This window comes from Streptomyces melanosporofaciens (assembly GCF_900105695.1).
Taxonomy (GTDB): Bacteria; Actinomycetota; Actinomycetes; order Streptomycetales; family Streptomycetaceae; genus Streptomyces; species Streptomyces antimycoticus.
Window position 1 is genome coordinate 9,602,019 of sequence record NZ_FNST01000002.1, and the last position, 19,730, is coordinate 9,621,748.

General features: G+C 69.8%; 16 protein-coding genes and 1 pseudogene. 2 read left to right on the top strand and 15 right to left on the bottom strand.

Annotation, left to right across the window (positions count from 1 at the left end; genetic code table 11):
- Position 1: 1 nt before the first annotated feature.
- Entirely contained in the window at positions 2-715 is a 714-nt protein-coding gene (locus tag BLV72_RS43515; RefSeq protein ID WP_093469389.1) for a class II aldolase/adducin family protein, read from the bottom strand.
- A 9-nt stretch (positions 716-724) separates the two neighbouring features.
- On the bottom strand, positions 725-2,071 hold the full coding sequence (locus tag BLV72_RS43520) for an SUMF1/EgtB/PvdO family nonheme iron enzyme (RefSeq protein WP_093469390.1): 1,347 nt from the start codon (positions 2,069-2,071) through the stop codon (positions 725-727).
- 707 nt (positions 2,072-2,778) lie between these two features.
- Here BLV72_RS43520 and BLV72_RS43525 point away from each other — a divergent pair.
- On the top strand, positions 2,779-3,876 hold the full coding sequence (locus tag BLV72_RS43525) for a LacI family DNA-binding transcriptional regulator (protein WP_093469392.1): 1,098 nt from the start codon (positions 2,779-2,781) through the stop codon (positions 3,874-3,876).
- Here the strand turns inward: BLV72_RS43525 and BLV72_RS43530 are convergent.
- The 12 genes and pseudogenes from BLV72_RS43530 to BLV72_RS43585 all read right to left on the bottom strand — a co-directional run bounded on the left by BLV72_RS43530 (position 3,870) and on the right by BLV72_RS43585 (position 18,129).
- The gene (locus tag BLV72_RS43530) at positions 3,870-4,757 is read right to left on the bottom strand and encodes a carbohydrate ABC transporter permease (RefSeq protein WP_374229337.1); all 888 of its coding nucleotides are present in this window, start codon (positions 4,755-4,757) and stop codon (positions 3,870-3,872) included. The genes BLV72_RS43525 and BLV72_RS43530 overlap by 7 nt on opposite strands.
- 58 nt (positions 4,758-4,815) lie before the next feature.
- The gene (locus BLV72_RS43535; protein ID WP_093469395.1) at positions 4,816-5,766 is read right to left on the bottom strand and encodes a carbohydrate ABC transporter permease; all 951 of its coding nucleotides are present in this window, start codon (positions 5,764-5,766) and stop codon (positions 4,816-4,818) included.
- 31 nt (positions 5,767-5,797) lie between these two features.
- Complete coding sequence (locus BLV72_RS43540) at positions 5,798-7,105, bottom strand: extracellular solute-binding protein (protein WP_093469396.1); 1,308 nt, start codon at positions 7,103-7,105, stop codon at positions 5,798-5,800.
- Positions 7,102-8,997 (bottom strand): glycoside hydrolase family 2 protein, encoded by a 1,896-nt coding sequence (locus tag BLV72_RS43545; protein WP_093469398.1) that lies wholly within the window; start codon positions 8,995-8,997, stop codon positions 7,102-7,104. The genes BLV72_RS43540 and BLV72_RS43545 overlap by 4 nt, the downstream gene beginning before the upstream one ends.
- A gap of 123 nt (positions 8,998-9,120) precedes the next feature.
- Entirely contained in the window at positions 9,121-9,354 is a 234-nt protein-coding gene (locus BLV72_RS43550) for a hypothetical protein (RefSeq protein ID WP_043236480.1), read from the bottom strand.
- Between the two features lie 87 nt (positions 9,355-9,441).
- A complete protein-coding gene (locus tag BLV72_RS43555) occupies positions 9,442-11,802 on the bottom strand; it encodes a glycoside hydrolase family 43 protein (protein ID WP_093469399.1) in 2,361 nt (786 codons plus the stop codon).
- The gene (locus BLV72_RS43560; protein ID WP_093469401.1) at positions 11,803-13,269 is read right to left on the bottom strand and encodes a sulfatase family protein; all 1,467 of its coding nucleotides are present in this window, start codon (positions 13,267-13,269) and stop codon (positions 11,803-11,805) included. It abuts the gene before it with no gap.
- The gene (locus BLV72_RS43565) at positions 13,266-14,246 is read right to left on the bottom strand and encodes an aliphatic sulfonate ABC transporter substrate-binding protein (RefSeq protein ID WP_093469402.1); all 981 of its coding nucleotides are present in this window, start codon (positions 14,244-14,246) and stop codon (positions 13,266-13,268) included. Before BLV72_RS43565 ends, BLV72_RS43560 begins: the two co-directional genes overlap by 4 nt.
- Positions 14,247-14,307: 61 nt before the next feature.
- Positions 14,308-15,087 (bottom strand): ABC transporter ATP-binding protein, encoded by a 780-nt coding sequence (locus BLV72_RS43570; protein WP_093469404.1) that lies wholly within the window; start codon positions 15,085-15,087, stop codon positions 14,308-14,310.
- Positions 15,084-15,893 carry an ABC transporter permease gene (locus BLV72_RS43575; protein ID WP_093469405.1) on the bottom strand — a complete coding sequence of 270 codons (810 nt, stop codon included), beginning with the start codon at positions 15,891-15,893 and terminating at the stop codon, positions 15,084-15,086. The genes BLV72_RS43570 and BLV72_RS43575 overlap by 4 nt, the downstream gene beginning before the upstream one ends.
- 50 nt (positions 15,894-15,943) lie before the next feature.
- Complete coding sequence (locus tag BLV72_RS43580; protein ID WP_093469407.1) at positions 15,944-17,134, bottom strand: ROK family transcriptional regulator; 1,191 nt, start codon at positions 17,132-17,134, stop codon at positions 15,944-15,946.
- 45 nt (positions 17,135-17,179) lie between these two features.
- Positions 17,180-18,129 (bottom strand): annotated as a pseudogene (locus BLV72_RS43585) (formylglycine-generating enzyme family protein).
- 290 nt (positions 18,130-18,419) lie between these two features.
- On the opposite strand from BLV72_RS43585, the gene BLV72_RS43590 reads away from it, so the two are divergent.
- The gene (locus tag BLV72_RS43590; protein WP_093469408.1) at positions 18,420-19,187 is read left to right on the top strand and encodes an NPP1 family protein; all 768 of its coding nucleotides are present in this window, start codon (positions 18,420-18,422) and stop codon (positions 19,185-19,187) included.
- A 70-nt stretch (positions 19,188-19,257) separates the two neighbouring features.
- Here the strand turns inward: BLV72_RS43590 and BLV72_RS43595 are convergent, their stop codons facing one another.
- On the bottom strand, positions 19,258-19,728 hold the full coding sequence (locus BLV72_RS43595) for a hypothetical protein (protein WP_093469410.1): 471 nt from the start codon (positions 19,726-19,728) through the stop codon (positions 19,258-19,260).
- Positions 19,729-19,730: the final 2 nt, after the last annotated feature.

Here is a 19,730-nt window from a genome sequence, read left to right on the forward strand (position 1 = left end):
CTCACTTCCCGCGGCGGCAGGTCGTCTCGTACAGATTCCGGTACTGCCGGTCGGCGAATTCGAGCTTGGCCAGCGCGCGTCCGGTCTCCAGGGCCGTCTCGTGCGGGATCAGCCGCGGCGTGCCGACTGCCTCGGCCATCAGCTGGGACGCGGCGGCCCGTTCCATCACGATGAACAGCCAGATCGCCTCGCCCAGGGAGCGGCCCCCGGTCAGGAAGCCATGATTCTGCATGATCACGGCAGTGCCGTCGCCCATGGCCTCGATGACTTCCTTGCCCTCCTGGCGCGCGTTGACCAGACCGGTGAACCGGTCGTACAGGCCGTGCCGCCGGTAGAGGACGCAGGCGTCCTGAGTGATCGGATCGAGCAGTCGGCCCAGGGACGACCAGGTCTTGCCGTACATCGCGTGGGCATGGGCGAAGGCCACCAGGTCCGGCCGGTTGCGATGCAGTTCACCATGGAGCGGGTCCACCGAGGGGTTGAGCTCGCCCGAGCCCTCCAGGACGGTGCCCTGCGCCCCGACGAGGAGCAGATCGTCGACCCTCACATGGTGGAAGTCCAGACCGAAGGGATTGACCCAGTAGGCATCCGGGTCCTCCGGGTCGCGCACGCTCACATGGCCCGCGATGCCCTCGCTGTAGCCCAGCTCCGCGAGCAGATGGATGCCCTCCACCAGAGACTGCCGCAGCACATCGCGCTCGCCTCGGTCCGGCATGGTGCAACCTCACTTTCCAGAAGCGTCGTATACGCAGCGAAAGCCGACTTCGTTGTGCCGGTCGGTGAGCAGGTCCTTACCTCGGTAGAAGGTCGACAGGCAGACCGGAGGCGAGGTCCACGTCCCACCGCGCAGCACATGGAAAGCCTCGGGACGGTTCATGAATTCCTGCCCCGAACGCCCCTTGAAGAAGGGGGCCATATCGGCCCGGGTGAAGAAATTGGTACGGGTGAGCTCCCAGACGTTCCCCGCCATGTTGAGGACGCCGTAGGGGCTCGCGCCGGCCGGATGGGAGTCGGCCGCCGCCACCGGGCGCTCGGGCCAGGAGACGGTGGTGGTGACGAGCAGCTCCTCCAGTTCCGCGAGATTCCGGATGTCGTCGCGGCCGTATGCCGTGAAGACGCTTTGTGCCTTGTCATTGCTCCATTCGTCGCCCCAGGGGTAGATCCGGCCGTCGGTTCCGCGGGCGGCCTTCTCCCATTCGTTCTCCGAGGGCAGCCTGCCTCCGGCCCAGCGGGCGAACGCGTAGGCGTCGTACCAGTCGACCCCGACCACCGGGAAGCCCGGCCCGTTGAACCGGGGATCGTGCCAATGCGCCGGGGTGTAGTCCTTGCCGTCGGGCTCATCGGGGTGTGCGAACTCCCTGGAGCCACCCACCGCGTCCAGGAATTCCGCGTACCGGGCGTTGGTCACCGTGGTCCGGTCGATGTAATACGCGGGAAGTTCCTCGACGCGCAGCGGATTGTCGGTGTTGTCCATCTGGAAGGGGCCGATGTCGTTCACCCGGGCCCCGGCGATGAAGGGCCCGGCCGGAATCAGCACGGCATCGCGCAGGTCCGGTTCGCGTCTGGCGGAGTCCACCGTGGCCCGCAGCCGGGCGAAGTGGCGGTCCTCCAGCTCGCGGAGCTCGTCCGGATCGGTGGAGTCGAAGAAGTCGAGCAGGGCGCGCTTGGTGAAGGCGGCACCGCAGCCCACGGGTTTGCGGGCGTAGGCGGGCTTGGTGAAGTTGCTGGGCCAGCCGGAGATGCGGATCATGTGGGCCACCGCCTCCGGGACCCGGTGCTCGCCGGCGACCTTGATGGCGGTGAAGGCCACCCAGTCGACGTCGTCATGGATCGCCTCGCTGATCGCCGCCCGTGCCTCGGGCGCGTCGACGAACCGGGCGGCGAGGGTCTCCACGGCGAGGCGCCTGACGTTCCAGTCCCGGTGCCCGACCGCCCACTCGGCCAGTTCCTTCAGCGAGAGGTCGCCGTCGGCGGCATCGGTCAGCGCCTTTTCTATCCGCTGGATCCGATCACGATACTCCTGGCCCTGAAGGTCGTTTATCGATTCCTCGTTCAAGAGTCCGTGCAGCATTGTCCCACCCACCCTCGTACACACTGCGCCGACGGGGTGCCGGGCGAATACGGAGATCCGCCCGGCGCCCTTTACCTATCGGTTGCGACGATTACCACTTCGTCGCGGCCTCGCCCGCCTCGCGGGAAGCCAGGAAGTCCTCGGCTGTCATCCTCAGTCACCTCCATTCGCTCGCCGGTCGGAGTTTTCCAAGCCACGCGCACAGCGTGGCCGCTCATGGGCGCCCGAGGGCGCGATGACGAGAAGGTCTCCCGTTTCAAGGATTCCTGAGACAGATGCGTACCGGCCGTGATCGCACCGAGCCGGGATCTTGTCACTGACAGGCGGTGTGGGTCAGCAGCGCACCGCGCTCATCTGCATCTTCGGAAGAGTCCGACGGGGTCGGACACCCAGGAAATCAGTGGCACTACACTTCCTCCGTTGCGTGACGTCCAGCATCCGCTCGGGGAGTCGCATGTACACCTCACGGCACTATAGGCATCCGTCACCTCCGCCACAACGGATGCGAGCCAAAAAGCCTTTCGGCTTTATGTAATCTTGGTGTGCAAGCTGAATTGAGTATTCCATTCCGGTTGTGTTTCGATCTTCGCGTCACCCCTCTCACGAGGGGCGCTCGTCTCCCGAGGGGGCGGCCGTCTCCCCAGGGGGCGGGGCCCGGGTGGTGCCCGCCGGTGCGGCCCACCACCGTCACGCTCTAGGATCGGTCGGTGACCGCCGTGAAACAGCAGACCACCAGGGATCAAGCGGCACCGGGGCGGAAGCGCTCGGACGGTGCCGGCCGGAGCGCCACCGTCAAGGACGTGGCGACGCTCGCCGGGGTCTCCCCGAAGACCGTGTCGAATGTGATCAATGGCTTTGTGCATGTGTCCCCGGCGACCCGGGAGCGGGTCCAGCGGGCCATCCGGGAGCTCGGCTACCGGCCCAACCGGGTGGCCCGCAACCTCCGCCGCGGCAGCACCGGCATGATCGGGCTGGTCCTGCCCGAGCTGGACGTCCCGTACTTCGCCGAGCTGGGACGCCACTTCCTCACCACGGCGGAGGAGCACGGCCGCACCCTGCTGATCGAGCAGACCCTCGGTGACCGCGAGCGGGAGGCGGCGGTGATCCACGGCCTCGGCGACCAGGTGGTGGACGGCATGGTGGTGAGCCCGCTCGCGCTGCACGGCAGCGCGCTGGCGAACCACCTCGGCACGGTGCCGCTCGTGCTCATCGGCGAGCGTCCCAGCGGCGGCCTCGCCGACCATGTGGTGATCGACAACGTCGCCGCCGCGCAGGAGGCCGTGAGCCATCTGGTGGCCGGCGGGCGCCGCCGGATCGCCGCCATCGGGGTGCAGCCCGAGCCGTACATCGGCACACCGCTGCTGCGCAGGACCGGCTACCGCCAGGGGTTGGAGGAGGCCGGTCTGCCGCTGGACCCCCGGCTGGAGCGTGAGACCGCCCGCTACCACCTGGCCGAGGGCGCCCGGGCGATGGCGGAGCTGCTCGACCAGGCCGAACCGCCGGACGCCGTGTTCTGCTTCAACGACGCGCTCGCCCTCGGCGCACTGCGCACCCTGTACGAGCGCGGACTACGGGTGCCGGACGACATGGCCGTGATGGGCTTCGACGACATCGAGGCCGCGCGGTACAGCACCCCGAGCCTGAGCAGCGTGGCACCGGACAAGACCGCCATCGCCCGGCACGCCATCGGTCTGCTGCTGGAGAGGATCGAGGCACCGGACCGCCCGGCCCGGGAAGTCGTCGTCGGACATACCCTCCACGCCCGCGAGTCCACCGAGGGCGGTGTCGCCCGGACCGCTCACTGACCTCCCAGACCCGTGGTGGCCACCGACCTGACGATCTGGCGCTGGAACAGCATGAAGACGATCAGCAGCGGGATGGAGCCGAGGATCGAGGCGGCCGACTCCTGGGCGTTCCGCAGCCCCGTGGAGTCCTTCACGGTCGACAGCCCCACCGGGAGCGTCATCAGCTGCGGATCGCTGGTGCTGATGAACGGCCAGAGGAAGTTGTTCCAGGTGTTGATGAAGACGAATATCGCCACCGCCGCCAGGATCGGCCGGGACAGCGGCAGCACCACACTCCAGAACACCCGGAAGCTGCCCGCCCCATCGATCCGGGCCGCCTCCTCCAGTTCACGTGGAATGCCGTCGAAGAACTTCTTCAGGATGAACACCATCGCGGGCGCCACCACCTGCGGCAGGATCACCGCCGCGTAGGTGTCGACGAGGTTCATCGCGAGCATCTGCCGGAAGAGCGGCACGATCAGGATCTGCGGCGGCACCATGATCGAGGCGATGGTGACGGCGAAGAGCACCCGGCGGCCGCGGAAGAGCGTACGGGAGAAGGCGTACGCCGCCATCGCCGAGATGGTCACGGTGATCGCCGTGACGCACACGGCGATCACGACGCTGTTCACCGCCCACACCGGGAGATTGCCCTGACCGAGGATGGTCCGGTAGGCGTCGAGGGTGAAGCCCGCCTTGGGGATCCAGTCGGCGCCCGACGCGCTCGCGTCGACCTCCGTCTTGAACGAGGTGTCCACGCCCCAGCCGAACGGCACCAGCCAGACCACCGTCATCAGCGCCAGCGCCAGCAGCGTCAGCACACGGGGGAGGGGGCCCGTTCCGAGGGTGGGGTGCCAGGCATGGCCGCCGTAGCGACGCCGCCGGACGACTTCCCGGGGCATGGTCGAGCGGGGTTTTCCGGGGGTACGGGGGGAGAGTGTCTCGGTGGTCATGGCGCGATCAGTCCTCCCTGCGCGAGAAGATCTTCAGCTGGGCGAGCGAGAGGATGATGATGATCCCGAAGAACACGTACGAGACCGCCGAGGCGTAGCCGAGCCGGTAGTTGGTGAAGCCGGTGTCGTAGATGTACTCCAGGATCGGCCGGGTGGCCCCGTTCGGGCCGCCTTTCGTCAGCAGATAGATCTGGTCGAACACCTTCAGCGACGCCATCACCTGCAACACCGCGATCAGCGCGGTGGTCCGGCGCAGCTGGGGGAGGGTGACCGACCACAGTCGGCGCCACGCACCGGCGCCGTCGAGCGCGGCCGCCTCGTAGAGGTGGTCGGGGATCGCCTGCAACGCGGCCAGGTAGAGCAGGAAATTGAACCCCACCGTCCACCACAGGGTCACCAGCCCGATGGACCACATCGCGTACTTCTCGTCCGTCAGCCAGGCGATCCCGTCCATCCCGAACGTCTGGAGCACGCTGTTGAGCATCCCCCGGTCCGGCTGGAACAGCATGCTCCAGATCTGGTAGACCACCGCCACCGGCAGCAGATGCGAGGCGAAGAAGGCCAGCCGCCACAACCACTGCCCCGGCATCCCCGTGTACACCAGCAGGGCCATCACCAGGGCGACGATCACGAGGGGGACGGTGGTCAGGACGGTGAACCAGACCGTGTTGCCGAGGGTCTGCCACACCTGGCTGTCGCCGAACGCCTCGGTGTAGTTGTCCAGGCCGACGAAGACACCGTCACCGTGTCCGGTCAGGCTGGCGTCGGTGAAGCTCATCCACAGGCCGATGCCGATCGGCACGAGGAGGAAGAGCGTGAAGAACACCAGGAAGGGGGTGGCGAAGAGCCACCCGGCGCCGCCCGGGGACCGTCGCCGGTCGGTGGCGGCGGCGCGCCGGGATCCGGCGCGCCGGGATCCGGCCGCGGCCCGCCGCGCGAAGGTGGAGACGGAAGCCATCACATCGCTCCTTTCTGCGATTCCGTCGCGATCAGGCCGGATTCGGCTGAGCCATCAGGGTGTTGATCTGGGAGACCATCGTGCGCACCGCACTCGCCGCGGACGACGAGCCACCGAGCGCGGGATCGAGCGCCTGGCACATCCGCGTCTGGAAGTCCGAGCCGGAGCCCGCGAACCACACCGGCGGGTCGAGCACGAGCTGCTGCGCGGCGCCCGCGTACTCGGACTGCGGACGCAACTTGGCGTAGCCCGCGGACGAGACGGCCGGTGTGTACGCGGGGATATGACCCGCCGACGCCCACGTCAGCCCGGATTTGACCAGCTCGGCCACGAACCGGTGGGTGCGCCGCCGGTGCTCCGGGTCCGGGTTGTCCTGGTGCGGCAGCACCAGCGCATGGCTGTCGGACGCCCCGGCCGGACGGTCGTAGAAGGTGGGGATGGGCGAGCCGCCCAGCTTGTCCTTCAGAGCCGTCTTGTAGGTGGCCATGTCCCACTCGCCCGAGAAGATCATCGGGGAGCGGCCGTTGGCGAAGGCGGCGATCGCCGTCTGGACGTCCATGGTGCGGCTGTCGCGTGCCAGGTCGGCCATGAAGCGCACCACCTCGACGGCGGTGTCCTCGTCGATCTCGGCCCGCTCGCCCGTGAGGTCGAAGGTGGCGCCGGTCTGGCTGAACAGCGTCCAGAACATCCGCCAGCCCATCGCCGCGTCGTTCGCATGGCCGAAGACGGGCCCCAGCTTGCCGGTGTCCTTGCGGAGCTTGTCCATCAGCTCCAGGGCGTGCTTCGGCGATTCGAAGGGCACGAGCTGTCCGTCGCCCGTGAGGAGACCCGCCTTGTCCATGACGTCCCGGTCGAAGAAGACGACGAAGGGGTGGGTGTCCAGCGGAATGGCGTACGGGGTGCCCTGGTACAGACTCCGCTTGACCAGCGTCTTGTTGAGGTCGTCCTGCTTCAGGCCGAACTCCGCCAGCAGATCCGTGTCCCAGGGGTCGAGCAGACCGCCGGGGGCGTAGCCCGCCAGCCGGGTCAGGTGCATGATCGCCACATCCGGCGAGCGGCCGCCGGCCGAGGCCATCGCGAGCTTGGTGTAGTACGGCGGGCCCCAGTCCAGCACCGTCGTCCTGACCTTGAGATCCGGGACCCGCTTCTCCACGTTCCGGGTCATCGTCTTCATCAGTTCGCCGTCGGGGCCGGTGAACAGGGTCCAGTACTGGATCTCATCGGCGCTCGCCACGCTTCCGGCGATCGAACCGCAGCCGCTGAGTGCGGACGCCGACACGGCGGCGCCCGCCCCGTACACCGCGCCTCTCAGCAGACCACGTCGTGACAGACCGCTCATCGCCCCTCCTCACCGGCCGGGCGCTCGAAGGCGGCGGGCCGCTGCTGGGCCGCGCGTACCCGCGCCACGTCGAGCTTGCTGCTCCGGTCGAAGCGGTAGACGCCGTTCTGCTCCTGGAAGACATCGGTGAGCTGGGTGTAGCAGTAGCCGAACATCAGGGGGTCGTCGAGCAGCGCCGCGGTCAGCCCCGCGAAGCGCGTGTGGAACTCCTCCTCGGTCCGCGGCCGCTCCCCGTAGCCCCAGGACACCTCGCGGTCGTCACCGGCCGCGGCCTCCGCCTCCTCCGGATTCCACCAGATGCCACCGAACTCGCTGCAGAAGTAGGGCTGGCCGCGGTACGGCAGCGACCACACCGCGTCGGTGTCCCGCTTGCCGGGGTTTCCCCGGTTGTCGGGGTTGAGGAACGGCTCGTCCTTGTCCAGCCCGGCCATCTGGCGGCGGAACGCCTCCGGGTCCTGTTCATAGCTGTGCGAGTCGTACACGTCGGTCTCGGCCACGCGGTGGGAGTAGCCGGAGGCGTCCAGGACCGGACGGGAGGTGTCGGCGGCCTTCGTGGCCAGGAACATGCCCCGGGTGACATCGTCCAGGACGCTCTGCCGGTCGTGGAGTTCCTGGTGTGTTTCGTTCAGCGGGCACCAGCCCACGATCGACGGGTGGGAGTAGTCCCGCTCCACGGCCTCCAGCCACTGCGCGATGAATCCGGCGGTGGGCTGCTGGTTGTCCCGGGTGGTGCGCCCGGTGCCGGCTCCCCAGTCGCCGAACTCGCCCCAGACGAGATAGCCGAGCCGGTCCGCGTGGTGCAGGAACCGCTCCTCGAACACCTTCTGGTGCAGCCGCGCCCCGTTGAACCCGGCGGCCAGCGACAGCTCGATGTCCCGCACGAGGGCGGCGTCGTCGGGCGCGGTCATCAGCCCGTCGGGGTACCAGCCCTGGTCCAGGACCAGCCGCTGGAAGACGGGGCGGCCGTTGAGCAGCAGCCGCTTGCCGTCGATGGCCACCGACCGCAGCCCGGCGGTGCACTCGGCGCGGTCCACGACTGCGCCGTCGGCGTCCTGCAGCTCGAACCGCACCCGGTACAGATGGGGGTCCTCCGGAGACCACGGCCGGCGCCGGTCCTCGGGCAGCGCGAGCACCATACGGGGTGCCATGTCGAGGTCGGCGCGCACGGTCGCCTCGGCCACCGTCTCGCCGTCCGCGTCGTTCACCCGGGCCGTGATCCGGTGGCCGGGGCGGTTGGCGCTGAGCGGCAGTTCGAGGTGGAAGGCCCCGGACGCGAGGTCGGGGGTGATCCGGGGCCTGCGCAGATGGACCTCGGACACCGGCTCCATCCAGACCGTCTGCCAGATGCCGGTGGTGCGGGTGTAGTGGCAGTCGCTGTTGGCGTACTCGGTGGCCTGCTTGCCGCGCGCCTGCGGGCCGTGCCGGGCGTCCCGGGCCCGTACCACGATCACCACCTCAGCCCCTTCACCGGCCGGGTCCGCCACCTCGCCGAGGTCGGCGGTGAAGGAGGTGAAGCCGCCGCTGTGCCGGGCCACTTCGCGGCCATCCGCCCAGACGGTGGCGTCATGGTCGACGGCTCCGAAGTGCAGCAGCACCCGCCGGCCGGCCCACTCCGCCGGGATCCGGACCGTGCGCCGGTACCAGACCGCGGGGTGGAAGTCGGTGTCACCGATCCCCGACAGCTCGGACTCGGGGCAGAACGGGACCAGGATCCGACCGTCCAGCTCCTGGTGCACCAGACCGCGTTCGAGTCCGCTGTCACCGGGGTCGAAGGTGAACTCCCAGGCGCCGTTGAGATTGAGCCAGTTCTCACGGACGAAGCCGGGACGGGGATATTCGGGTCGTGGAACGGCGTTCGACACGTCGGGCGAGGGGGCGTCGGTGTGAGCCATGGGGTCTCCGGGACGGGGCGGGGATTCGGCCGGGCACGGGTATGCCATCACCCGTTTACATCGTTGTAAAGATCCCGCGCACCATCTTTTACCGCGACCTCGGGCGGCCGCCGGTGGGAGTGGCTAGATCTCGCCCTTCTTCACCTTGTACAGCTCGATGTCAGTGTTGGCGAAAAGGTGCACATAGCCGCAGTTCCAGCAGATCAACCCGGTGGCCGATTCGTTGGCCCAGCCGAACTTGAACAGCTCCATGCCGGTGCTGTTGAGCTTCACCTCGCGGTCCCGGAAAAGGTCGCCCTTGCAGAACACACATGTGATCCACACGTCCCCGATCGCCGCGCGTACAGGCTTGGCCACGCTCGCTCACCTTCTCCGGCCGCCGAAGCGGCCCCCGTCTCGCATCAACAAAGGTGATCAGCATAGGACGGGGGCTCGCTCGGAACGTCAGTGGCGGTAGGTGCGCACGTAGTCGAAGCGCGCGACCGCGCCCGCGGTGTTCTGCGCGACCAGCCCGATTTTGAGCTTGCTCGACGTCGGCAGGGCCCAGACGCCGGTGTGGACCCAGTGCACACCGTCCGTGCTGGTGGCCGCCCGCACCTCGGTCTCGTCCCGCGCGGTGTCGGCGTGGTACGACAGCCGCATCCACAGCGTGTCCGCGGGCGGGCCACCGAACATCGGCCCGTAGGCCACCGGGGTCGGCGGTGTGGTGGTGGGACGCTCGCCCTCCTTCGCGAACTCCGTGACGTGCGTGGCCTTTCCGTCGGTGTGGCTCACCGGGAGCACCGCGTGCACCAGCTTCAGATAGCGGTCGTCATCGCCGTAGAGCACCAGCCCGGCCTGCTGATTGGTCCGCCCCGGAGCGAAGCGGAGCCTGGTCTCCACGGTGTAGTCGCCCGGGGGAGCGTCGCGGGTCAGCACCGACGCCGTATTGGTGCCGAGATAGAGCTCGGCACCCTGGGTCGGCCAGGACAGGGCGCCATCGGCCATCGTGACCCCGGACGCCGGCCCGCGCACCCATGACCATGGCGAATCCGCCGTGGTGCCGGGGACGGTGGCGGTGTCGAACTCGTCGCTGTAGGCGGGCAGCAGCGGGCCCGGTACCCGCTCGGGGATGCGGGTGGTGACCGGTGTGTGGAGCGCCGCGGCCCCCACGTTGTCGGCGGCCACCCCGGCGCCGCGAGCGGCGACGCCGACCTTGCCGGGGCGGACGGCCGACGCGGGCAGCGTCCGCTCCTGGGTGGCCACCGCGTCCCGCAGCCGGTCCGCGCTCACCTCCACGGTCATCCGGGTGCCGCGGACCTCGGCCGCCACGTTGTGCCAGGTGTCCCAGGCGAAGTCCGCCGGGAGCGGGGTCGTCCGAGAGCCACGGCTCCGGCCGTCGACCCGTACGTCCGTCACCAGTGCGTTGCGCGCCCTGTCCAGCCACGCCACCACGACGTCGTCCGGGCCGGTGTGGCGGACCAGCAGCCCGGCCGCGCCGGTGGCCGAGCTGACCCGCAGATCGGCCTCGGCGCGCCGGGCGGCCGGGGCGGACCGGTCCGAGACCAGAGAGGCGGGGCCGGTGGGATTCCCGCGCGGTGTGACGAAGCCCCGCGCGTCCTGCTCGTGTCCGACACTCCAGCCGTCGGTGCCGGAGCCGCCACCACCGTGCCACCCCTTCAGCGAGCCGTCGTTGAAGGTGCCGCCCGCGGCCCAGGAGGCCACCGGGGCCCGCCGCGCGCCCTGGGAGGCGCCGGCCCCGGCCCGTACGACCGGCCAGCCGTCGATCCAGTCCAGGCGGTCCATCAGCATCGGCCGCTTGGACAGCTTCAGCGTGCCGCCCGCGGCCGGTTTGAGGTCCGGGTCGTCGGAGGAGATGGCGTGGTAGACGAGCCAGTCCTGGCCGGACAGATCGGTCTGCAGGGCGTTGTGTCCGGGGCCGATCCAGCCGTTGCCGTTCGCGGTCAGCGCCACGCCGCCCTTGCTGGTGGCGGCCATCAGCGGAACGCCCTCGTCGTCCACGAAGGGCCCGGTCGGGCTGGTCGCCCGGCCGACCTTGACCTGATAGCCGCTGTAGGCGCCGTCGCAGCATCCGGCGTCGGAGTAGAAGAGGTAGTAGTGGCCCCCGCGCCGGACGACGAACCCGCCCTCCATTCGGCGGCCCTGCGCCACTTCGGTCACCGCGCCCTCGATGCGGGTGCGGGCGGCGTTCATCTTCGCCGCGCAGATCGTGTCGTAGCTCCCCCAGTACAGATAGGGCTGCCCGCCCTCGTCCGTGAACTGGGCCTGGTCGATGTTGCCGGTGGCGCAGCCGCTCGGCGAGGGCAGCACGGCTCCCTGGTCGGTCCAGGGCCCGGTGGGGGTGGGCGCCGTCGCCACTCCGACGGTGTTCCCCGAGGACACCGAGTAGTACAGGTTGTAGTGGCCGTTCACATAGCGGATGTCGGGGGCCCACAACCGGGCGCCCTTGTGCCAGGCGGGTTTGGTCTCAGGGGTGAAGACCTCTCCGGCGTACTCCCAGTGCGCCATGTCGGCCGAGCGGAGGATGGGCAGCATCCGCTCACCGTCCTCGCCCTTGCTCTGGAACACCGGGTTCTGGGTGCCGTACGCGTACCACAGGCCGTCCTTGCCCCGGATCATCACCGGGTCGGGGAAGGTGTCGACCACCCCGGCCGTCAGCGGGTTGTGGTACGTCGGCGCCTCGCGGGCCGTGGTGGTGTCCTCCGTCGTCGGGCGCGCGGCGGCCGTCGCCTGGGCCGCGGGCAGCAGCCCGGCCAGCAGCGCGCACAGCAGCGTGACCACGAGGGTGCCAGGACTTCGTCTCATCTACGCGGTCCCTTCCGGCTCGAAGGAGCTCAGGGTCGGGTCGTAGTCAAGGTCTCCGATGTCGAACATCGGGGTCATCCAGTGGTAGAAGTTGTCGCCGCGCTCGCGCAGCAGGTCGTACAGGCGGCGCATCAGGCGGCGGCGCACGGGCAGCAGCTCGGGGTGCTCGTAGCGGTTGGTCAGCTCATGGGGGTCGGCGTCCAGGTCGTAGAGCTCGTTGACCGACTCGGGATTGACGATGAGCTTGTGGTGCTCGTCGCGGATCATCCGCTGCGGATACGGGAAGTGGTGGCCGTGGAACTCGGCGAGCAACTCGGTCGGCCACCGCGGATGTTCGCCCCGCACCAGTGGCACCAGGCTTCGGCTGTCCACGGCCGGTGCGGTGTCGCAGCCCGCGAGGTCCAAGATGGTGGCCGTGCAGTCGGTGAGGCTGACGAACTCCTCGCGGACCTGCGGGGCCGCCCCGGGGACACGGATGATGCCGGGGATGCGGTAGATGTCCTCGTACATCGCCGGGCCCTTGTCATGCAGCCGGTGGGCGCCGGTGAACTCGCCGTGGTCGGCGGTGAAGAACACCGAGGTGTCATCGGCCAGCCCGAGCTCGTCGAGGCGGGTGAGGATGCGCCCGATCTGCTCGTCGATCAGCGTGACATAGCCCCAGTAGACCGCGATCAGCTTGCGGGTCACCTCGATCGGGATCGTGTCGAACGTCCAGTGGGCGCTGTAGTTGCGCTGCACCGGTGGCTTTCCCTCGAAGGTCTCGGCGATCGAGGCGGGCAGCTCCACCAGGCCGGGGTCGTAGGCGTCGAAGTACGCGTCGGGCAGCAGATACGGCAGATGCGGTCCGAAGAAGTGGGTGGCCAGGAAGAACGGCCGCCCGTCCGCGGCGTAGCGCTCCAGCTGTTCGATGGCGCGGGTGGCCAGATAGTGCTCGAAGGTGGCCTCCACCGGCTGGTGCAGCCGTGCCGCCAGCAGATTGCCCGGATTGCCGTTGGGCGTGGTGCCGCGGATCGGATCGGATATCCGGTACGGCGGCAGGCCCCGCTCCTTCAGATACGCCGCGTAGTCCGGATGGTCCACGGGGTTGTGCCACCCGGGCAGATCGGGCCCGTCGAAGCCGTACGAGGCGGCGTTGCGGTGGGTGCCCACATGCCACTTGCCGACCAGGCCGAGCTGGTAGTCACGCTCGGCCAGGGCGGTGGGGAAGGTGAACGCGTCTTCGCGCAGATCCTCCAGATAGCCGACGTTGCGCTCGTAGTTGGCCAGCAGCCGGTGGCGGAACGGCGCCTGGCCGGTGAGCAGACTGGCGCGGGCCGGGGTGCAGATGGCGGTGGGGGTGTAGAAGCGGTCGAATCGGGTGCCGGTCGCCGCCAGCCGGTCCAGGTTCGGCGTGGCCACATGCGGATTGCCGTAACAGCCGAGGGTGTCGACGCGATGCTGATCGGTCATCAGGAACAGCAGGTTCATCGGGCGGCCGCCTTCGTGTAGAGGTCACCGGCGTAGAACGAGGACGGCGCGGGCGACTTCTGCAACTGCCCGGTCCGGACGAAGAACCGGCTCATGCCGTCCAGCCACTTGTCGACGGTGCCGTCCTTCGTTCTGGCGACGAGCTCGGCGGTCGTCATCAACTTCACATGTTCCGCATCCGCCGCGACCTTCGCCTCATCGGCCTTGAGCAGCTTCGCCGCCAGCGCGATGGACTCCTTGAGGTGCGCGGCCCGCCAGTCGTTGGCCTCCTGCAGCACCTGGACGACCTTCCGGTCGCGCTCCGGCTTCGCCTTGGCGCCGGAGACGAAGGCGGTGGGGAAGGTGGAGCCGGGGATGTCCTCCGTGCTCGCCACTTCCTTCATCCCCGGTACCTTCTCCTTGATGGTGTCGATGAGGGGGTACCAGATCCCGGCGCCGTCGATCTGCCCGGAGGCGAACGCGGAGACGACGGTGGGCGCGTCCATCACCACCTTCGAGATGTCCTTCATGGTCATCCCGGCCTGCTGGAGCGCCAGATTGAGCGCCATCTCACCGGATGTGCCCTCGGGAACGCCGACCTTCTTTCCCCTCAGATCCCGGATCGAGGCGATACCGGGCCGGGCGATGACCCGGTCGGCGTAGGTGAGCGTATTGACGGCCACGATGGTGGCCTTGCCGGAGGCGGGCAGCCACAGGGCGCCCGGTCCGATATAGCCGTAGTCCAGATTGCCGGTGCGCAGGGCCTGGATCTGGACCGGGCCGTTGACGAACACCTTGGGCTCGGCGGTCAGGCCATGTTTCTTCCACAGGCCGCGGTCCTCGGCGATGGCCAGCAGGCTCGCGCCGTTGTAGTCGGCGATATAGCCGAACCTGACCGCGGAGCCGCCGCCGTTGCCGGAGGACGAACACGCGGCCACCGACAGTGCCGCACCGGTCGCGGAGAGTGTTCGTATGAAGTCGCGTCGGCTCATCCTCATCTCGGGTGAGTCCCTTCGGAAGTGGGGTGGGGAGGGGAGGGGTGTGGAGGGAGGAGAGAGGTCAGGCGGCGGAGTCGGCCGGTGACTGGTGGTAGACCTGGGTCCAGACGTCGTTGCGGATCCTGGCGAACTCCGCGGACAGCCGTATCTCCTCGGTCCGCGGATAGGGCAGGTCCACGTCGATGACCTGGTGGACGCGGCCCGGCCGGGCGGCCATCACGACCACCCGCCCGGCCAGATACACCGCCTCGTCGACGTCATGCGTGATGAACAGGACGGTGCGCCGCTCCTTGGTCCAGGTGTCCAGCAGCTGGTCCTGCAACTGCACCCGGGTCAGCGCGTCCAGTGCCCCGAACGGCTCGTCCATCAGCAGGACTTCGGGATCCACGGCGTAGGCCCGGGCGATGGCGCAACGCTGTTTCATCCCTCCGGAAAGGGTCTTGGGCAGGGCGTCCGCGAAGTCGGCGAGCCCGACCAGCTCGATGGCGTGCTCGGCGCGCCGCCTGCGCTCCGCTGCGGGGACGTGGGCCAGCTTCAGCCCGAACTCGACATTGCCGCGCACCGTCAGCCACGGGAACAGCGCGTACTGCTGGAAGATCACCCCGCGGTCCGGCCCCGGTCCGGCGACGGGAGTGCCGTCCACCGTGACCGTGCCGGAGGTGGGTTCCACCAGTCCGGCCACCATGCTCAGCAAGGTGGACTTGCCGCACCCGGACGGTCCGACCACCGCGACGAACTCCCGGTCCCCGATGTCCAGTGAGACCTGGCCGAGCGCGGTGAAGGTGGTGTTCTTCATCGGGTAGGTCTTGACCACGTCCCGGAACGAGATCTTGGGGCTCATCGGCGCTCCTGCCATGCGGTGAGACGGCGTTCGGCCACCAGCAGCAACCGGTCCATGACCAGGCCGATGACGCCGATGCTGATCAGGCCCACGAAGATCGTGGGAACGTCGTAGTAGGTCTGGGCGTGGACCATCTCGAAGCCCAGCCCCTTCTGGGCGCCGATCATCTCGGCCGCCACCACGGTCGCCCAGGCCGCGCCGAGCCCGATGCGCATGCCGACCAGGATGAACGGCGTGGACGCCGGGATGACCACCTTGAGAAAGACGGTCCGGTCCGAGGCGCCGAGTACCCGCGCCGCGTCGATCAGCGTCCGGTCCACGCCGGTCACCCCCTGGAAGGCGGCCACCACACAGGACATGAACGCGGCCAGGAAGATGACGAAGATCTTCGGGGTCTCGCCGATGCCCATCAGGACGATCACCAGGGGGATCAGCGCCAGCGGCGGGATCGTACGGAAGAACTGGACGTACGGCTCCAACAGGCCCCGGGCGACCGGGTACCAGCCCATCAGAAAGCCGACGGGCACGGCGACCAGGGTGCCGAGCGCGAACCCGAGGAGCACGCGCTGCAGACTGGCCAGCGCGTCCTGGGTGAGGGTTCCGTCGGCGAGCAGTTCACGTGCCCGGGAGCTCACGGAGAGCGGTCCGGGGATGTCCGCGAGCCCCGCGGCGGCGGTCAGGGCCCAGATGGTGACGCCCAGGACAAGGGCGATCAGATTGAATACGAGGGAGGGGACGGTGCGTCGTGCGCCGCGTGGCGCTTCCGGTGTCGTGGGGGTCTTCTCGGGCGCGGTGACCACCGTCATGGACGCCTCGCGGGGTTCATGGGTCCTCCTCTTCAGCCCGGACGGGCCGTTCAGCCCGGACGGGCCGGGTAATGGCTGAGCAGGGGGGATTCATGCAGGACAAGGGCGATGGCGCCCAGGGCGCCACCGGCCTCGCCGAGCGTCGCCGGCCTCAGGTCCACACGGTCCCGTGAGATCGGCATGATGTGTGCGCGCAGCGCCCGTTCGACCGGCTCGAAGAGCGGTGGGCCGGCCGCGGCGAGTTCGCCCCCGAGCACGATCACCCCGGGGCCGACCGCGTTGCACACCGCCGCCAGCACGGTGCCGATGGGGGCGGCGGCCGCCTCCAGCGTGCGCAGCGCGACCGGATCGCCGGCCTCCAGCGCCCCGAGGAGCGATGCCAGGCCGTCCGCGTGTCCGCCCGCGCGGCGGTAGGCGGCGAGCACGGCGCCCACCGAGGCCACCGTCTCCAGGCAGCCGGTGGCGCCGCACGAACATCGCCCGTCGCCCGACTCGACCGCGATATGGCCGAACTCGCCGGACAGGCCGTACGCCCCCCGGTGCAGGGAGCCGCCCACGACCAGCCCGCCGCCCACACCGTGCGACAGCCGCAGATACAGCACGTCCTGACCGCCCGCCGCCGCGCCCCAGGTCGCCTCGGCGAGCGCGGCGAGCCGGGTGTTGTTGTCCACCAGCACCGGGGCCTCGAAACGCTTGCGCAGCAGGGCGGGCAGATCGGCGGAGGGGTACGGGTCCGGCGGCCCGGAGTCGGGATCTCCGACCGGGCCGACCACACCCACCCCGATGGCGTTCAGCGCGCCCAGCCGCAGGGCGCCGTCGGCGAGCGTGCCGACCAGCCGCTCGGCCAGGGTGATCCGCTCCTCCCAGGGCAGTCCCGGGTCGTGCGGTTCACTGGCCGACCCGATCACCTCGTGTGCGACGTTGACCGCGGAGACATGCACCGCCCGGCGGGCGAAGTCGATACCGATGGCCTGGCCCGCACTGGGGTTGAGCGTCAGCGCCTCCACCGGCCGCCCCCGCCGGCGCGGGGCCGTCTCCGGCGCCGTGGCGACCACGGCGCCGCTCTCGATCAGCTCGGTGACGATATCGCTGAGGGTGGTCCGGGAGAGGCCGCTGTGCTGTCCGAGTTCGGCCCGGCTGAGCGGGCCGTGTTTGCGCAACAGCTCCAGTACCAAGTCTTCGTGGCCCCGCCGCAGCCGGGCCAGCGGGCCGTCCTGATGGGGGTGCATGCCGAACAGCATGGGCACGCCAGGCTATTTCGTCAACACCCCGGAATAAAAGAGGGCTCAGGTGTCGCGGACGGTACGGAAGCCGAGGTTGCCGGTGGAGCTGTCGGGGGTGTTGGAGGTGCGGGCGGCCACGCGGTAGCGGTTGCAGTACGACTGGTGGCACAGATAGGAGCCGCCGCGCATCACCTTGGCGATACCGGTGGCCGGGCCGCCGGGATCGGTGCGCGGCCGGTCGGCGTGGTCGGTGGACCACCAGTCGGCGCACCACTCCCACACATTCCCCGCCACGTTGTACAGACCGAACCCATTGGGCTCGAAGGCGTCCACCGGGGCCGTCCCCCGATAGCCGTCCTCGGCCGTGTTCTTGACGGGGAAGCGCCCCTGCCAGATGTTGCAGCGGTGCACACCGCCGGGCGTCAGCTCGTCCCCCAGGGATACCGGCGCCTCACCAGCCCGCCACGGGCGGCGTACTCCCACTCGGCCTCGGTGGGCAGCCGGGCCCCGGCCCAGCGGCAGTACGCCACCGCGTCGTTCCAGGAGACGTGGACCACCGGGTGGCGGCCCCGCTCACCGACCTCACTGCCCGGCCCTTCCGGCGCCCGCCACGAGGCCCCCTCGACCCCGCACCACCACGGCGTCCCCTCGGGGCGCGGCGCGCCCCGGCGCAGGGCCGCGGGCAGGAACCCGGCGAACACATACGACCAGCCGAACCGTTCGGCCTCGGTGACATGTCCGGTCTCGCGTACGAAGCGGGCGAATCGCTCATTGGTCACCGCGTGCACATCGATCCGGAACGCGGCCACGGCCACCTCACGGACCGGCCCCTCGCCATCGGCGGGGAAACCGTCCGCGTCCTCGGTGCCCATCAGGAACGTCCCGCCCGGCAGCAGTGCCATGTCCGCCTCGTGGCCGCCGGTGCGCGCCGTGGCCGTAGGGGCGGGGACGACCGCACCGCCGCCGCGCGAGGGCGTACAACAGCTGGTGGGGCGTGCCTGGATGCGGTCCATGCGAATCTCTCCCGGGCCTGCGAGACGGTGGCGGGCGCGCCGCCCTGCGGAAACGCTGCCCGCGGTCCGCGCCGAGTATTTCACCGGAAACCGGCCGCGGACCCGCCACGTCCCGCGCCCGGCCCCCGCCCCCTCCTGGGCGCCACCCCACGTCACCTGCTATAGCTGTTGGCTGACTCTTCATCACGGCGACATCTCCCGCCGCGGCTCAAGGAATGCGATCATGCTGACCTGAGCATGCCAACCACCCCCCCTCGTGGTGCCACGCCGCGGTCGTTCAGGAGGACGCAGTGAAGAAGAGTTCGCGGATCCGTAGGGGATCCGCCATCCTCGGCAGCGCCATCGCGCTCGTCGTGGCCTTTCCGGGCAGTGCGCTCGCGGACCCGCCCACGGCTCTGCCCGCCAACGCGGACGGCACGGAGCAGACGTTCCAGCCGGCGTTCGACTACGACACCGACGGTTGCTACCCCACCCCCGCCATCGGGCCCGACGGGACGATCGCGGGCGGGCTCAACCCGAGCGGTGCCCTCAACGGCCAGTGCCGCGACTCCTGGGATCTCGACAACACCAACGGATACTCCCGCTCCAAGTGCAACAACGGCTGGTGCGCGATCATCTACGGCCTGTATTTCGAGAAGGACCAGGCCGTGGCCGGCAGCGGTCTCGGCGGACACCGCCACGACTGGGAGCACGTCGTGGTGTGGGTGCAGGACAACGAGGCCAAGTACGTCGCCACCTCGGCCCACGGCAACTTCAACATCTACAACCGGGACCAGATCCGCTGGGACGGGACCCACCCCAAGGTCGTGTACCACAAGGACGGTGTGAGCACCCACTGCTTCCGCCCGGCGAACTCAGGCGACGAGCCGCCGGAGAACCACCACCAGAGCTGGCAGTACCCCGCGCTGGTCGGCTGGAACGGCTACCCCGCCGGGCTGCGCGACAAGCTGAGCCAGGCCGACTTCGGCAGCGCCACCCTGGGCCTCAAGGACAGCACCTTCGCCTCGCACCTCGCGAAGGCCAAGCCCGCCGAGATCCCCTTCGACCCCAACGCGTGAGCGGCACCGCCCCGGGAGGCGACGTGGCATCACGGCCCGCGCCTCCCGGGCCGGTTCGGCCCAGGTCGGGTCAGCGCCGGGAAGGCCCGGCCGGCGTCGGCTCGACCTCGAGGTAACGGTGACGGCGCGGCCCCCGGTACTCCAGCGCCTCCCAGCCCAGCCGCCGCAGCACGGCCGCACAGTTGCGCAGCGCGTCCTCCGCCGCGTACCCGGCGCCACTTCCCGGCGGCCCCAGCCACTCGACCCGCACCATCCCGGCCCCCTCCGCCGCGCCGAGGCAGTATCCGGTCGCCGTGCGCCGGCCCTCCGCGTCGGTGGCCGACGGCGGAACACCGGCGGCCTCCAGAGCGAGGGCCACGGCCCGCACCGGCTGCCGCCGCTCCCACTCGGCGGGCACACCTTCGGGGTCGGCGGCGTCGGCGTTCATCAGCCGGCGGATCTGCAGCAGCCCCTCGAACGCGGTCTGTACCGCGGCCCGGCGGCCCCGGTCGTCGCCCCCGGGGATCCCCGAGGCGCCGGTGGCCACCTCGAACTCCGCCATCC